The following is a 15,257-nucleotide window of genomic DNA, read 5'->3' on the forward strand; positions in this document are numbered from 1 at the left end:
GCTTAGAGTGGTTCTACCTGGTCAAAGGCGCGAGTTCGACGCCACCAGAGGAGGTATTCATGGACGACACTTCGAAGTGCCCGTTTTCGGGCGGAAAACCCACGCGCGGGAATCGCGACTGGTGGCCGACGCAGCTCGATATCGAGGTGCTGCACAAGAATTCCGACAAGTCCGATCCGATGGGGAAGGACTTCGACTACGCCAAGGAGTTCAAGTCGCTCGATCTTAACGCGGTGATCAAGGACCTGACCGCGCTGATGACGGATTCCCAGGAATGGTGGCCGGCCGATTTCGGTCATTACGGCGGCCTCATGATCCGCATGGCCTGGCACAGTGCGGGCACCTATCGCATCACCGACGGCCGCGGTGGCGCCGGCGCCGGTCAGCAGCGTTTTGCACCGCTCAACAGCTGGCCCGACAACGCCAATCTCGACAAGGCGCGCCGCCTGCTGTGGCCGATCAAGCAGAAATACGGCCGCAAGCTGTCCTGGGCCGATCTGATGGTGCTCGCCGGCAACGTCGCGCTGGAATCGATGGGCTTCAAGACCTTCGGTTTCGCCGGCGGCCGCGTCGACGTCTGGGAGCCGGAAGAGCTGTATTGGGGTCCCGAGGGCACCTGGCTCGGCGATGAGCGCTACAGCGGCGAACGCCAGCTCGCCGAGCCGCTCGGCGCGGTGCAGATGGGCCTGATCTACGTCAATCCGGAAGGCCCCAACGGCAAGCCGGATCCGGTCGCCGCGGCCAAGGATATCCGCGAGACCTTCGCCCGCATGGCGATGAACGACGAGGAGACCGTCGCGCTGATCGCCGGCGGCCACAGCTTCGGCAAGACCCACGGCGCGGGCGATCCCTCGCTGGTCGGACCGGAGCCGGAAGCGGGCGCGCTGGAGGATCAGGGCCTCGGCTGGAAGAGCAAGCACGCGTCGGGTCACTCCGGCGATGCCATCACCAGCGGCCTCGAAGTGACATGGACGACGACGCCGACGAGGTGGAGCAACAACTTCTTCGAGAACCTGTTCAATTTCGAATGGGAGTTGACCAAGAGCCCGGGCGGCGCGAACCAGTGGACGGCCAAGGGCGCCGACGCGATCATTCCCGATGCCTTCGACAAGTCGAAGAAGCATCGACCGACCATGCTGACGACCGACCTCTCGCTGCGCTTCGACCCCGTGTATGAGAAGATCTCGCGCCGCTTCCTCGAGCACCCGGATCAGTTCGCGGACGCCTTTGCCCGCGCCTGGTTCAAGCTTACCCATCGCGACATGGGTCCGATCCAGCGCTATCTCGGCCCGCTGGTGCCGAAGGAGACGCTGATCTGGCAGGATCCGATTCCGGCCGTGAACCACGAGCTCGTCAGCGAGCAGGACATCGCTGCGCTGAAGAGCAAGATCCTGGCGTCGGGCCTGTCGGTGTCCGAGCTGGTCTCGACCGCCTGGGCGTCGGCCTCGACGTTCCGCGGCTCGGACAAGCGCGGCGGCGCCAACGGCGCGCGCATTCGCCTCTCTCCGCAGAAGGACTGGGAGGTGAACGAACCGGCGCAGCTCTCGAAGGTGCTCGGCAAGCTCGAGGCGATCCAGAAGGACTTCAACGCCTCGGCGGGCGCGAAGAAGGTTTCGCTGGCGGACCTCATCGTCCTCGGCGGCACCGCTGCGGTCGAGAAGGCGGCGAAGGATGCCGGCATCGACGTCAAGGTCGGCTTCACGCCGGGCCGCATGGATGCTTCGCAGGAGCAGACCGATGTGGAATCTTTCGCACCGCTCGAGCCGCGGGCCGATGGCTTCCGCAATTACATCGGCAAGCGGCATCAGTTCATGCAGCAGGAAGAGGCGCTGGTCGACCGTGCGCAGCTCCTGAGGCTGACCGGTCCGGAGATGACCGTGCTGGTCGGCGGCCTGCGCGTGCTCGGCGCCAATGCGAACGGTTCGAAGCATGGCGTCTTCACCTCGAAGGTGGGTACGCTCAGCAACGACTTCTTCGTCAACCTGCTCGACATGAGCGCGCAGTGGACGCCGGTCGCCGACGGCAGCTACGAGGCCCGCGACCGCAAGACCAATGCGGTGAAGTGGACGGGAACGCGCGTCGATCTGATCTTCGGCGCACACTCGCAGCTCCGCGCCTATGCCGAGGTCTATGCCACCTCGGACTCCAAGGAGCAGTTCGTCAGGGACTTCGCCAAGGCGTGGACGAAAGTGATGAACCTCGATCGCTACGACATCGTGCGCAAGTGAAGCGAGAGTGCCGTTCCCGCGCGCGGGAGAAGTGAGCGGCGCTCGGTAACGACGCGTATAAGCAGGAAGGGCGGCCGCGAGGTCGTCCTTCTTTTTTGATTGCGGTCTGTGATCAGACCTCGAGCTTGCCGGCCTTCGCGGCGGCATAGCGCTCGCCGACGACTCTCCAGTTCACCGTGCTCCACCAGGCCTTGAGATAATCGGCGCGGCGGTTCTGGTAATTCAGGTAATAGGCATGCTCCCAGACGTCGTTACCGAGCAGCGCCCGCTTGCCGTCCATCATCGGATTGTCCTGGTTGGGTCGCGTTTCGATCGCGAGCTTGCCATCCTTGCTGACGGTCACGAATACCCAGCCCGAGCCGAACACGCGCCCGCCGGCGGCGTTGAAGTCCGCCTGCAGCTTCTCCATGCCGCCGAGATCGCCGTCGATCGCGGCAAGCAGGGCACCTTCCGGCTTGCCGCCATTCGGCCCCATGATCTGCCAGAACATCGTGTGGTTGGCGTGGCCGCCCATGCTGTTGCGCACGCCGGTGCGGATCGCCTCCGGCACGGCGCCGAGATTGCCCAGCACGTCGCCGACGGATTTGTCCGCGATCTGCGGATTGTCCTTTGCGAAATTGTTCAGGTTCGTGATGAACGCCTGGTGGTGGCGGCCGTGATGGATCTCCATCGTCTTGGCATCGATGTGCGGTTCCAGCGCGTTCGCCGGATAGGCCAGCGGATCGAGCTTGAATGGGCCTGCGGGCGCCGCCGCGGCCTGGGCAAAGGCCATGCGTGGGGCGGCGGCAGCCACGACGAGGCCGGTCGTTGCGAGCATGAGACGACGCCGGGATATGGATGACATGTGGTTCTCCTGTCTGGGACGATCCGCTGATGAAGCGCACGGCGGTCAAATCAGGTACGCAGCGGCAATCGTCCCGGGTTCGATCGCAGTCACGTCGATGCTGCGACGGAATCGCACATCGCCCGTCCGATGACGCCGGCGGAACCAGCAAAAAAAGGGCGGCCTCTCGGCCGCCCTTCGTGCTTCTGATTGATAAGTAGCGAGGCTTACTCGCCGGCGGCTTCGCGCGGGGCCTTCTCGCCCTCGCCGCCCTTGCCTTCGAGGTCTTCGCCGGTGGTCTGGTCGACCACCTTCATCGACAGGCGGGTCTTGCCGCGGTCGTCGAAGCCGAGCAGCTTGACCTTGACCTTGTCGCCTTCCTTGACGACGTCGGAGGTCTTCTGCACGCGGTTGGCCGCGAGCTGGCTGATGTGAACGAGGCCGTCCTTGGAGCCGAAGAAGTTCACGAAGGCGCCGAACTCCATCACCTTGACCACGGTGCCGTCGTAGATCTGGCCGACTTCCGGATCGGAGGCGATCGACTTGATCCACTTGATCGCGGCCTTCATCGCCTCGCCGTCGCTGGAGGCGACCTTCACGGTGCCGTCGTCCTCGATGTTGACCTTGGCGCCGGTCTTCTCGACGATCTCGCGGATCACCTTGCCGCCGGTGCCGATCACTTCACGGATCTTGTCGGTGGCGATCTTGAAGGTCTCGATGCGCGGCGCGTATTCGCCGAGCTCGGCGCGCGCGTTGGTGAGCGCCTTCGCCATCTCGCCGAGGATGTGGATACGACCTTCCTTGGCCTGGCCGAGCGCCACCTTCATGATCTCTTCGGTGATGCCCTCGATCTTGATGTCCATCTGCAGCGAGGTGATGCCCGCTTCGGTGCCGGCCACCTTGAAGTCCATGTCGCCGAGATGGTCTTCGTCGCCGAGGATGTCGGAGAGCACCGCGAAGCGCTTGTCTTCGAGGATCAGGCCCATCGCGATGCCCGCGGTCGGCCGCTTCAACGGCACGCCGGCGTCCATCAGCGCGAGCGAGGCGCCGCAGACCGAAGCCATCGACGAGGAGCCGTTGGATTCGGTGATCTCCGAGACCACGCGGATCGTGTAGGGGAACTCGTGATGCGGCGGCAGCACCGGGTGGATCGCGCGCCAGGCCAGCTTGCCGTGGCCGATCTCGCGGCGCTTGGTGCCGCCGAGGCGACCGGTCTCGCCGACCGAGTAGGGAGGGAAGTTGTAGTGCAGCAGGAACGTCTCCTTGTACGTTCCCGACAGCGCGTCGATGTACTGCTCGTCCTCGCCGGTGCCGAGCGTGGTGACGACCAGGCCCTGGGTCTCGCCGCGGGTGAACAGCGCCGAGCCGTGGGCGCGCGGCAGCACGCCGACTTCGGCGACGATGTTGCGCACGGTCTTGCTGTCGCGACCGTCGATGCGCTTGCCGGTGTCGAGGATGTTCCAGCGAACGATCTTGGCCTCGAGCTCCTTGAACACGGCGCCGATGCGCAGCTTGTCGTATTTCGGCTCCTGCCCCTCGGGGAAGTAGTGAGCGATCACCTTTTCCTTGACCTTGCCGACCGCGGCGTAGCGATCCTGCTTGACCGGAATGGCGTAGGCGGCGCGCAGCTCCTGCTCGACGAGGCCGAGCATTTCCTTCTCGAGCGCGGCATTGTCGATGACGGTGACTTCGCGCGGCTCCTTGGCGGCCTTCTCGGCCAGCTCGATGATGGCGTTGATCACCGGCTGGAAGTGACGGTGACCGAACATCACCGCGCCGAGCATGATGTCTTCGTTCAGCTCCTTGGCTTCCGATTCCACCATCAGGACGGCGTCGGCGGTGCCGGCGACGACGAGGTCGAGCTGGGTGTCGACCATCTCGTCGAGCGTCGGGTTGAGCACATATTCGTCATTGACGAAGCCGACGCGGGCGGCACCGATCGGGCCCTTGAACGGCGCGCCGGACAGGGTCAGCGCAGCGGACGAAGCCACCAGCGCGACGATATCAGGATCGTTCTCCATATCGTGCGACAGCACGGTGGCGATCACCTGGGTCTCGTTGCGCCAGCCGTCGACGAACAGCGGGCGGATCGGACGGTCGATCAGGCGGGAGACCAGCGTCTCCTTCTCGGTCGGACGGCCCTCGCGCTTGAAATAGCCGCCGGGAATGCGGCCCGCGGCGTAGGTCTTTTCCTGGTAGTCGACGGTCAGGGGCAGGAAGTCGACGCCTTCGCGCGGGGCCTTCGCCGCGACGACGGTGGCAAGCACCACGGTCTCGCCATAGGTGGCGACGACGGCGCCGTCGGCCTGGCGGGCGATCTTGCCGGTTTCCAGCTTGAGAGGGCGTCCGCCCCAGTCGATCTCGACTGAATGCTTATTGAACATAGAGGTCTTCTTTCATGGGTTCTCGAAAGAGGGGACGGCTCTCGAAAAACAAAAACCATGCGCAAGATTGCGGGACGCTGATCGGAGCGGATGATCAGCGTCCTGCGATCCTGCCATGGTTTTTGGATGTCGGATGGCGTCCATCCTTTCGGGTCATACGGGCGCCTTGCCCGTTGTGCCCAGCCGCCGGATTGCTGCTGGACTGTCAGTCGGCACGAATGCGAACACCGAACCTTCGGTCTTCGCCCTCATGCCCCGGATGCCGGCCGTCACTCGAGTATGATCCGGAAAAGTGTGAAGCGGTTTTCCGTAAAGATCATGCTCAAACAACCAACCAAAGTGCGATTCTTATCGCGCTTTGGGCCCGCATTCGACGCGCGCGCAGCCTCGATCAAAAAAAAGCTCAAAATAAGCGCCTTCGTTCGAAACCGCGTGCGAAAACGCGCGCCAAGGGCGCGCGCAGGAACTCTTAACGACGAATATTGTGCTTCTCGAGCAGCGCCTTGTACCGCGCCTCGTCCTTCTTCTTGAGGTAGTCGAGGAGCGAGCGGCGGGTCGAGACCAGCTTCAAGAGGCCGCGACGCGAATGATTGTCCTTCACGTGGGTCTTGAAATGGCTGGTGAGGTTGTTGATGCGTTCCGACAGGATCGCGACCTGAACCTCGGGCGAGCCGGTGTCGCCGGCCTTGGTGGCATTCGTCTTGATGACTTCCGCTTTGCGTTCTGCGGCAATCGACATCGTCAATTTCTCTCGTTGCGACCGGGGCTGGCAGTCAGGCCGGTCAGGTTGAACACACGCTTGGGGATGATTTCGCCATTGCCGACTTCAGCAAGCGCGAGAAGCCGGCCTGCCACCGTGACATAGACTGTGCCGCTACAAGTGGGCGCATCCCGTCCGCGCAACAAAACGGCCTGGCCCCGATGGAGCCTTGCCGCATCAGCCCGAGTGACGGCCAGTGCCGGGATGTCGTCCAGCGCGGTCTCAACGGGCAAAAGCGCGTCGGCGAGGCTGCCCTCGCCGGACGCGGCTCTATCGCACAAAGCCTCCAGCTGATCCAGCGGAATCATGTCGTTTTCGCCAAATGGGCCGACCAGGGTCCGCCTGAGCGCGCAGATATGGCCAAAAGTGCCGAGAATCCGGCCCATATCGCGGGCCAGCGCGCGGACATAGGTGCCCTTGCCGCATTCGGCCTCGAACACGGCGTGGTCGTTATCCGGTTGATCCACAAGGGTTAAATGGTGAATCTCGACCGGACGGGGGGCCAGTTCCACGACCTCGCCGTCGCGGGCGAGATCGTAGGCGCGCTCGCCCTGGACCTTGATCGCGGAATAGCGCGGCGGGATCTGCTCGATCACCCCGGTGAAGCGGGGCAGCAGGGCCAGGATGGCCTCCCGGGTCGGGCGCTGGTCGGAGGTCGCGGTCACCCGGCCCTCGATGTCGTCGGTATCGCGCTCCTCGCCCCAGCACACCGTGAACTGGTAGCGCTTGCGCCCGTCCATGACGAAGGGAACGGTCTTGGTGGCCTCCCCGAGCGCGATCGGCAGGCCCCCCGAGGCGAGCGGATCGAGCGTGCCGGCGTGGCCGGCGCGCTTGGCGTTGAACAGGCGCTTGAGCACCGCAACCGCCTGCGTCGAGGTCATGCCGATCGGCTTGTCGAGTACGACCCAGCCATGGACGTCGCGCCGGTCGCGGCGGACCTGGTTGCCCTTCTGCTGCTTGGCGCGCGGATCGTTGTTGACGCGGCGCGGCTCGTGATGCGGCTCCGAATTGCCGCCCAAGCCTGCGAAATTATCGTCCGCAAGATTATTTTTCTGCACGTCGCGCTGATCGGCCTGTTCGCCGCTGATCGTGTCGTGAGCCGGGTCCATCGTCATCGTTCTTCTTCCCGATCCGTCTCCGGATCCTGTTCCAGATCCTTCTGCACCGCAGGTGTTCGCAAAAGCTTCTCGATCCGTTCCGCTTCGTCGAATCGTTCGTCGACGCGGAAGCGAATGTCGGGTGCAAATTTCAGGTTAACGCGCCGCGCGACTTCGCCGCGCAGGAACTTCTTGTTGCGTGCGAGCGCAGCGAGGACGATCTCGGTGTCGCGGCCACCGAGCGGCATCACGTAGACCGTCGCGAGCTTCAGGTCGGGCGACATCCGCACCTCCGGCACGGTGATGATGTGACCTTCGAGATCCGCATCATGCACGTTGCCTTGCGCCAGAATATCGGCCATCGCGTGGCGAACCTGCTCGCCGACGCGCAACTGGCGTTGCGAGCCGCCGCCGGGTGCGGAACTCTTTTTCTGATGATGGCGTGGCATTCTCGAAATCACCTCGTCATGCCCGTGCCTGGGACACGGGCATCGTCATTTATCCTGTTGAAACGAAGAGGGGTGGATGGCCGGAAAAATCCGGCCATCGCACTCCCGCAATTTCAGTTCAAAAAGATCCGGGCGCTTCGGTAAGATTTGGACTTACAGGGAGCGCTGGATCGTCTCCACGCGGTAACACTCGATCACGTCACCGGCACGCATGTCGTGGTAGTTCTCGAAGGCCATGCCGCATTCCTGACCGGACTGGACTTCCTTCACTTCGTCCTTGAAGCGCTTCAGCGTCGACAGCTTGCCCTCGTGCACGACGACGTTGTCGCGGATCAGGCGCACATTGGCGCCGCGTTCCACGGTACCGTCGGTGACGCGGCAGCCGGCGACCTTGCCGACCTTGGAGATGTTGAAGATCTCCAGGATCGCGGCATTGCCGAGCATGGTTTCGCGCAAGGTCGGCGCGAGCAGGCCGCTCATCGCCTTCTTCACGTCGTCCACGAGATCGTAGATGATGTTGTAGTAGCGGATCTCGATGCCGTTGCGCTTGGCAGCCGCAGCGGCTTCCTTGTTGGCTCGAACCGAGAAGCCGATGATCGCGGCGTTGAAGCCTTCGGCCAGCGTCACGTCGGATTCCGAGATGCCGCCGACGCCGGCATGCAGGATGCGGGCTGCGACTTCGTCGGTGCCGAGCTTCTCCAGCGAACCGAGGATCGCCTCCAGCGAGCCCTGCACGTCAGCCTTGATGATCAGCGGGAATTCCTTGCGGCCCGCGGTCTTCAATTGCGACATCATCTGCTCGAGCGAGCCGCGCATGCCGGAGATCGAGGCCGCCGCGTTCTCGCGCTTCTGGTGCGCGCGGTAGCTGGTGACCTGGCGGGCGCGGGCTTCGTTCTCGACCACGGCGAGACGATCGCCGGCTTCCGGCGGACCGTTGAAGCCGAGCACTTCGACCGGCACCGACGGACCTGCTTCCTGCACGGTCTCGCCCTGATCGGAGATCAGCGCGCGGACGCGGCCCATCTCGGCGCCCGCGACGATGATGTCGCCGACGCGCAGCGTGCCGCGCTGGACCAGCACGGTCGCGACCGGGCCGCGGCCGCGGTCGAGCTTGGCCTCGATCACGGTGCCCTCGGCCGGACGCTCCGAATTGGTCTTGAGGTCGAGGATGTCGGCCTGGAGCGCGATCATCTCGAGCAGCTTGTCGAGATTGGTCTTGTTCTTGGCGGACACTTCGACGTCGACGACGTCGCCGCCGAACGATTCGACCTGCACCTCGTGCTGGAGCAGCTCGGTGCGCACGCGCTCGGGCTTGGCGTCGGGCTTGTCGATCTTGTTGATGGCAACGATGATCGGCACGCGCGCGGCCTTGGCGTGATTGATGGCTTCGACCGTCTGCGGCATCACGCCGTCATCGGCCGCGACCACCAGCACGACGATGTCGGTGACCTTGGCGCCGCGGGCGCGCATCGCGGTGAACGCGGCGTGGCCGGGCGTGTCGATGAAGGTGATCTTCTTGCCGCTCTCGGGCGATACCACCTGATAGGCGCCGATATGCTGGGTGATGCCGCCGGCTTCGCCGGAGACCACGTTGGCGTGACGGAGCGCGTCGAGCAGCGAGGTCTTGCCGTGGTCGACGTGACCCATCACGGTCACCACCGGCGAGCGCGTCTCGGTGTCGGTGGAATCGTCGACCTGGTCGAACAGGCCTTCTTCGACGTCGGAGGCGGCAACGCGCTTGACGGTGTGCCCCAGCTCTTCCGCGATCAGCTGCGCAGTGTCGGCGTCGATCACGTCGGTGATCTTGTGCATCGCGCCCTGCTTCATCAGCATGCGGATGACGTCGACCGCGCGTTCGGCCATGCGGTTGGCGAGTTCCTGGATCGTGATAGCTTCCGGGATGACCACCTCGCGGATCAGCTTTTCCTTGGGCTCGTTCGAGGCGTGGCCCTTCAGGCGCTGGGTGCGGCGGCGGAACGAGGCGATCGAGCGCTCGCGGACTTCGTCGGCGTTGAGCGCGGTGACGACCGTCAGGCGGCCGCGCTCTTTCTGCGGGCCGGGCTTGTGGGTGGTCTTGGGAGCCGCCGCAGGACGCGCGGCGCCGCCGGGACCGCGACGGATCTGGCGCGGACCATCGTCCTCGTCGGGTCCGGCCGCGACCGCAGGTGCGCGACCGAGCGGTCCGCCGGCCGGTCGCTGCGTGCTGGTTCCGGGGCGCGCGGTCGTCGTTCCCGGGCGTGCTGTCGCGGTTCCGGTTCGCGCTGCGGGCGCTCCGGGCCGCGACGTTGCAGCGGCCGGGGCCGCCGCGGCGGCGCGCGGGGCAGATTGCGGCTGCTCGCCTTCGCCGAAACGCTTCTTGGCCTCGGTCTCGGCCTTGCGCTTGGCCTCGTCCTCGTGGCGGTGGCGCTCCTCCTCGGCCTTGCGGCGGGATTCGGCGGCCTCGCGCTCGGCGCGTTCGGCGGCTTCGCGGACCGCGCGGCGCTGGGCCTCTTCCTCGGCCTGGCGACGCTCTTCGACTTCGCGCACCTTGGCATCGGCCAGCGCGCTGGCGCGGGCGGAGCGCTCGTCCTCGGTGAGCGTGCGCAGCACCACGCCGGAGCCGGCGTTGCGCGGCGGCGCGGGGCGCGACGGGGCAGGCGTGGGCGCCGCCGGCGCGGGCTTCGCCACCTCGGCAGCCTGCGGCTCGGGGGTGCCGTCGATGCGGCGCTTGCCGCGCTTCTCGACCACGACCTGCTTGCTGCGGCCATGGCTGAAGCTCTGGCGCACAGTGCCCGTTTCGACGCGCGGCTTGAGCGATAGCGTCTTGCTCGGAACGCTCAGCTTCTTGTCGCCAGGGGTCTTGGTATCAACCATTCAGCAGTCCTAATCCTGATTTATCAGTGTTGTGCGTTGCCGCACCGTCCAATTGGGTCGTCGTTGTCTCTCAGAAATCCTGGCCGTGCTCTTCGGCAGTCTTGTCATCGTCCGCCATCCGGTATCGGACCAGCATCTGGCTACGTGACAGGAATGACTTGCTCGCCGGGCCCGCGAGCACGGCAGCATGTATCACATTTGACCGGGTCAGTGCCAAATCCAATTCTACCGATTTCAGCGCGGTGACGACGGGAATCTGCGGCTTGGCGCCGCGATTCCCGGCATTTTGACGTGCCAGCATGTCCAATTTGCGGATTCCGTCCGCGGCCCCGTCGCTGGCGTGGATCAGGACCTCGACCGTGCCTTCCCTCAGGGCGCTCTCGACCTTGCCGAACCCAGTCACGATCTGGCCGGCCTTGGCGGCGATCCCAAGGGCTTCCGTCACGCTCCGAACCAGAAGCGTCTCGATGTCGGCAGGAAGCGTCTGAGGGGGCCGCAGCTCGCGCTTGAAGGCCTTGCTAAATTGGTGACGCCGTACCGCTTCCGCAACCACCCCGCGGGAGGCCGTGAGCCACATGCCGCGTCCGGGCAGCTTGCGCTTGAGATCCGGAACTACGTCGCCCTGCGGCGAAACGACGAAACGGATCAGCTCGTCGATCGGCCGGACTTGCCGACTGACAGCGCACATCCGCATGGTCGCGGACCTTTCGGTCCGCGGCCCATGGTCGAGTTCGCTGTCAATATTGGCGAGCATCCGGGCGACATCCTCCTTCGCCTTCTAGATCGTGTGTTCTCTAGGCAAGACCGGCCTCCGCTTTCGCTGAAACACGCCTCAAGCCGGCTGATCTTCGGTCGCCTCAGCCTCCTCGGTGGGCTTGGCGAGATCGGCCTCGGTGATCCAGCCGGCCTTGACGCGGGCCTGCATGATCATGGCTTCGGCATCGTCGCGGGAGATATCGATGCCGTCGAGTGCGCCCGGATGCTTGGTGGGCTCGCCGCCTTCCTTGCGCTCGGTCCAGCCGACCAGATCGTCGGTGGCGCAGCCGGCGAGGTCCTCGACCGTCTTGATGTCGTTCTCGCCGAACTTCACCAGCATCTTGGAGGTGACGCCGGGCACGTCCTTGACGGCGTCCTCGACACCGAGCTCCTTGCGCCTCGCCTCGATCTCGGCTTCCTGCTGCTCGAGATATTCGCGGGCACGGCTCTGGAGCTCCTGCGCGGTCTCCTCGTCGAAGCCCTCGATGCTGGCGAGCTCCTTGAGGTCCACCATGGCGAGTTCCTCGACCGAGGTGAAGCCCTCGGACGCCAGCAGCTGGCCGACCACTTCGTCGACGTTGAGCGATTCCATGAAGACGCGGGTGGAGTTCTCGAAGTCGGCCTGGCGGCGCTCCGATTCCTCCTGCTCGGTCAGGATGTCGATGTCCCAGCCGGTGAGCTGCGAGGCCAGACGCACGTTCTGGCCGCGGCGGCCGATCGCCAGCGAAAGCTGGTTGTTGGTGTCGGGCACGACGACCTCGATACGCTCGCGGTCTTCGTCGATGACGACCTTGGACACTTCGGCCGGCGCCAGCGCGTTGACCACGAAGGTCGCGATGTCCGGCGACCACGGGATGATGTCGATCTTCTCGCCCTGCAATTCGTTCACCACGGCCTGCACGCGCGAGCCGCGCATGCCGACGCAGGCGCCGACCGGGTCGACCGAGGAATCGCGGGAAATCACGCCGATTTTCGCGCGCGAGCCCGGATCGCGGGCGACCGCCTTGATCTCGACGATGCCGTCATAAATCTCCGGCACTTCCTGCGCGAACAGCTTCGCCATGAACTGCGGATGGGTGCGGGAGAGGAAGATCTGCGGGCCGCGGGTTTCACGGCGGACGTCGAAGATGTAGGCGCGGACCCGGTCGCCGTTGCGGAACACTTCGCGCGGCAGCATCTCGTCGCGGCGGATGATGGCTTCGCCGCGGCCGAGATCGACGATCACGCTGCCATATTCGACGCGCTTGACGACGCCGTTGACGATGTCGCCGATGCGGTCCTTGAACTCCTGGTATTGCCGGTCGCGCTCGGCCTCGCGCACCTTCTGCACGATCACCTGCTTGGCCGATTGCGCGGCGATGCGGCCATATTCCAGCGGCGGCAGGGTGTCGGCGATGGTGTCGCCGACCTGGGCGCCGGGATTGGCGCGCTGCGCGTCGACCAGCGAGATCTGGTTGGAATGATTTTCGACCTTGTCGACCACCAGCATGTGGCGCGACAGTCGCAGCTCGCCCTTCTTCGGGTCGATCTCGGCGTGAACGTCGGTCTCGCTGCCGTAACGGGCGCGCGCCGCCTTGGCGATGGCGTCCTCCATCGCCGCGATGACGATACCGCGGTCGATCGATTTCTCGCGCGCAACGGCGTCGGCGATCTGGAGCAATTCAAGTCGATTGGCGCTGACTGCCATGGCTAGTCTCCTTGGTCAGGATCGGTCTCGCCGCGCCGCGCGCGTTCGGCGGCAAGGCGATGTTTCTTCGTGTTGGTCGGAGCCGGTTTCTTTTTCGGCTTGGTGTTCTTGGTGATCTTCGCGCTGATCTCGGCATGCGGAGGAGCCGGCGGCTCCAGGCCGAGATCCCTGCGCATCTTGCGCTCCTCGGCCTTGCCGCGGCGCATGGATTCGGCGATCAGCTCGTCGGTCAGCACCAGCCGGGCCTCGCCGATATCCTCCATGGTCAGGAGCACGTCGGGATTGTCGCCCGGCTTGACGTCGTCGCGACGCAGATGCACGCGGTCGCCTTCGACGGCGCCGAGCGTGCCGCGGAACCGCTTGCGTCCTTCGTGGGCGACCGCCATCTCGATCTTCACCAGATGGCCGCCATAGCGTTCGAAATCGGAGCGGCGGACCAGCGGACGGTCGATCCCCGGCGAGGAAATTTCCAGCCGGTAGGCGCGATCGATGGGGTCGGCGACATCGAGCACGGGGGAGAGCGCCCGCGAGATCGCCTCGCAATCTTCGAGCTGCATCGAGCCGTCCGGCCGCTCGGCCATGATCTGCACGGTGCAGCCGGCCTCGCCGGAAATGCGGATCCGCACCAGGCGATATCCCATGCCTTCCAGCACCGGCGCTGCGACCGCGGACACCCGTGCCGCCACGCCCGGTTCGACCACGAGTCTCGGCTCGGCCAGCAATTCGGCGTCCGTGGAACCAGGGTTCGGTTCGGTCATGTCCAGGGTCAGGCGCTCGATGGTTAAGGCTTGGTTAAGATGCCAAAGCCCGCTTCGGAATTTCCCCGACACGGGTCGGGCCGCATCTTCCGCCACGCCGCGTTCAGGTAACAAAAAAGAGCGGGTCCTTTCGGGCCCACTCTCACTACGCGGATCGTATGAGAAGATGAATTGGCGCTGATATAGCGCTTTCCCCCCGCCCGGACAAGGCCCATTGCGGGGGAACGGGGCCTTTTTGCGCCGTTCCGCGACCGCCCTGCGGCAACGCTTCCTTCACCCGGGGCGGCTAAATTCCCCGATTGTGGGGCGGCTTGGACCAAGGGCGCACCCGCGGCGTGCCCTGATCGAGTTGCGTTTTCATGACCGTTGCCACGTCGCTCATTCCCGGACTGGACGATATCGTCAAACGCGGCGATCCGCGGCGGCGAGGCGAGATTGCGCGCGCCATCTCCGAATTGTTCTTCCAGGATTCCGCCAATCTTCGTCCCGAGCTCATCGATCTCTTCGACAACCTCCTGATCGATCTCGTCCCGCATGCGGAGCTTGCCTCGCGCGCCGACCTCGCCGAGCGCTTCTCGCATTTGAACAACGCGCCGCCGCATCTGATCAACCAACTCGCGCGCGAAAATGAGATCATGGTGGCGGGCCCCGTGCTGCGCCGCTCGCCCGTGCTCGATGACACCGCCCTGGTCGAGATCGCGCGCCTGAAGGGCCAGGGGCATCTGCTGGCGATGACGGAACGCCCGACATTGTCGCCTGCAATCACCGATGTGCTGGTCGAGCGCGGAGATCGCGACGTGGTGCGTCGCGCCGCCGGCAATGCCGGCGCGGCATTCTCGCCCGGCAGCTATTCCGAGATGATCAAGCGCGCGGCGCGGGACGGCGTGCTGACGCTCAAGATCGGCCAGCGCACCGACCTTTCGGGCGAGAACCTGAAAGAGCTTCTCGGCGGGACGCTCGACGTCATCCGCCGGCGCCTTTCCACCGTGGTCAATCCCGCACGCCAGGCCGAGATCAAGCGCGCAATGGCGGCGATCGAGGAAGCCGCGCTGCCGCCCGGACCCCGGCGGGATTTCTCGGCGGCCCAGCGCACGGTGCTTTCCCTGCATCGCGAGGGCCATCTCGGCGAAAGCGCGCTGCTCGGCTTCGCCAAGGCGAACAAATACGAGGAATCGATCGCAACGCTCGCGGCGATGTCCGGCGTCCGCCTCGCGGTTCTCGACCGCCTGATCTCGGGCGACCGCTACGATCCGATTCTCATCGTCGGCCGCGTGCTGAATCTGGGCTGGCCCACGGTGCGCGCGCTCATCCTGCTCTGGTACGGTCCGCATTGTATTCCGGCCGATGCCGACATCGAGGCCGCGCGCGCGAACTTCACGCGCCTGATGCCGACGACCGCCGAGCGCGTCGTGAATTTCTGGCGCAACCGGCAGACGATTTGAGATGTCCTTGTTGGTCATTC

At 65.1% G+C, this 15,257-nt stretch carries 11 protein-coding genes; 2 read left to right on the forward strand and 9 right to left on the reverse strand.

Annotated elements, in window-relative coordinates:
- Positions 1-59 precede the first annotated feature (59 nt).
- The gene (gene katG / locus WI560_RS00700; RefSeq protein WP_375306495.1) at positions 60-2,228 is read left to right on the forward strand and encodes a catalase/peroxidase HPI; all 2,169 of its coding nucleotides are present in this window, start codon (positions 60-62) and stop codon (positions 2,226-2,228) included.
- 112 nt (positions 2,229-2,340) lie between these two features.
- Here katG and WI560_RS00705 read toward each other — a convergent pair whose 3' ends face one another.
- From WI560_RS00705 to rimP, 9 genes are all read right to left on the reverse strand, one after another.
- Complete coding sequence (locus WI560_RS00705) at positions 2,341-3,072, reverse strand: superoxide dismutase (protein WP_375306496.1); 732 nt, start codon at positions 3,070-3,072, stop codon at positions 2,341-2,343.
- Positions 3,073-3,278: 206 nt separating this feature from the next.
- Entirely contained in the window at positions 3,279-5,435 is a 2,157-nt protein-coding gene (gene pnp / locus WI560_RS00710; protein WP_126257003.1) for a polyribonucleotide nucleotidyltransferase, read from the reverse strand.
- 469 nt (positions 5,436-5,904) lie between these two features.
- Positions 5,905-6,174 (reverse strand): 30S ribosomal protein S15, encoded by a 270-nt coding sequence (rpsO, locus tag WI560_RS00715; protein WP_028133641.1) that lies wholly within the window; start codon positions 6,172-6,174, stop codon positions 5,905-5,907.
- 2 nt (positions 6,175-6,176) lie between these two features.
- On the reverse strand, positions 6,177-7,310 hold the full coding sequence (gene truB / locus WI560_RS00720; protein ID WP_375306497.1) for a tRNA pseudouridine(55) synthase TruB: 1,134 nt from the start codon (positions 7,308-7,310) through the stop codon (positions 6,177-6,179).
- On the reverse strand, positions 7,307-7,741 hold the full coding sequence (gene rbfA / locus WI560_RS00725; protein WP_375158178.1) for a 30S ribosome-binding factor RbfA: 435 nt from the start codon (positions 7,739-7,741) through the stop codon (positions 7,307-7,309). The genes truB and rbfA overlap by 4 nt, the downstream gene beginning before the upstream one ends.
- Positions 7,742-7,894: 153 nt before the next feature.
- Positions 7,895-10,594: a translation initiation factor IF-2 gene (gene infB / locus WI560_RS00730; RefSeq protein ID WP_375306498.1), complete on the reverse strand. Its 2,700-nt coding sequence runs from the start codon at positions 10,592-10,594 to the stop codon at positions 7,895-7,897.
- 70 nt (positions 10,595-10,664) lie between these two features.
- Positions 10,665-11,348, reverse strand: a complete 684-nt coding sequence (locus tag WI560_RS00735) for an RNA-binding protein (RefSeq protein WP_375306499.1) — start codon at positions 11,346-11,348, stop codon at positions 10,665-10,667.
- A 78-nt stretch (positions 11,349-11,426) separates the two neighbouring features.
- Complete coding sequence (gene nusA, locus WI560_RS00740) at positions 11,427-13,037, reverse strand: transcription termination factor NusA (RefSeq protein ID WP_028133646.1); 1,611 nt, start codon at positions 13,035-13,037, stop codon at positions 11,427-11,429.
- A 2-nt stretch (positions 13,038-13,039) separates the two neighbouring features.
- Positions 13,040-13,795, reverse strand: a complete 756-nt coding sequence (gene rimP, locus WI560_RS00745; protein WP_257178990.1) for a ribosome maturation factor RimP — start codon at positions 13,793-13,795, stop codon at positions 13,040-13,042.
- 359 nt (positions 13,796-14,154) lie between these two features.
- On the opposite strand from rimP, the gene WI560_RS00750 reads away from it, so the two are divergent.
- Positions 14,155-15,237: a DUF2336 domain-containing protein gene (locus tag WI560_RS00750; protein WP_375306500.1), complete on the forward strand. Its 1,083-nt coding sequence runs from the start codon at positions 14,155-14,157 to the stop codon at positions 15,235-15,237.
- Positions 15,238-15,257 lie beyond the last annotated feature (20 nt).

Origin of the sequence: Bradyrhizobium sp. A11, assembly GCF_042077125.1 — a bacterium.
GTDB classification, from domain to species: Bacteria; Pseudomonadota; Alphaproteobacteria; order Rhizobiales; family Xanthobacteraceae; genus Bradyrhizobium; species Bradyrhizobium japonicum_B.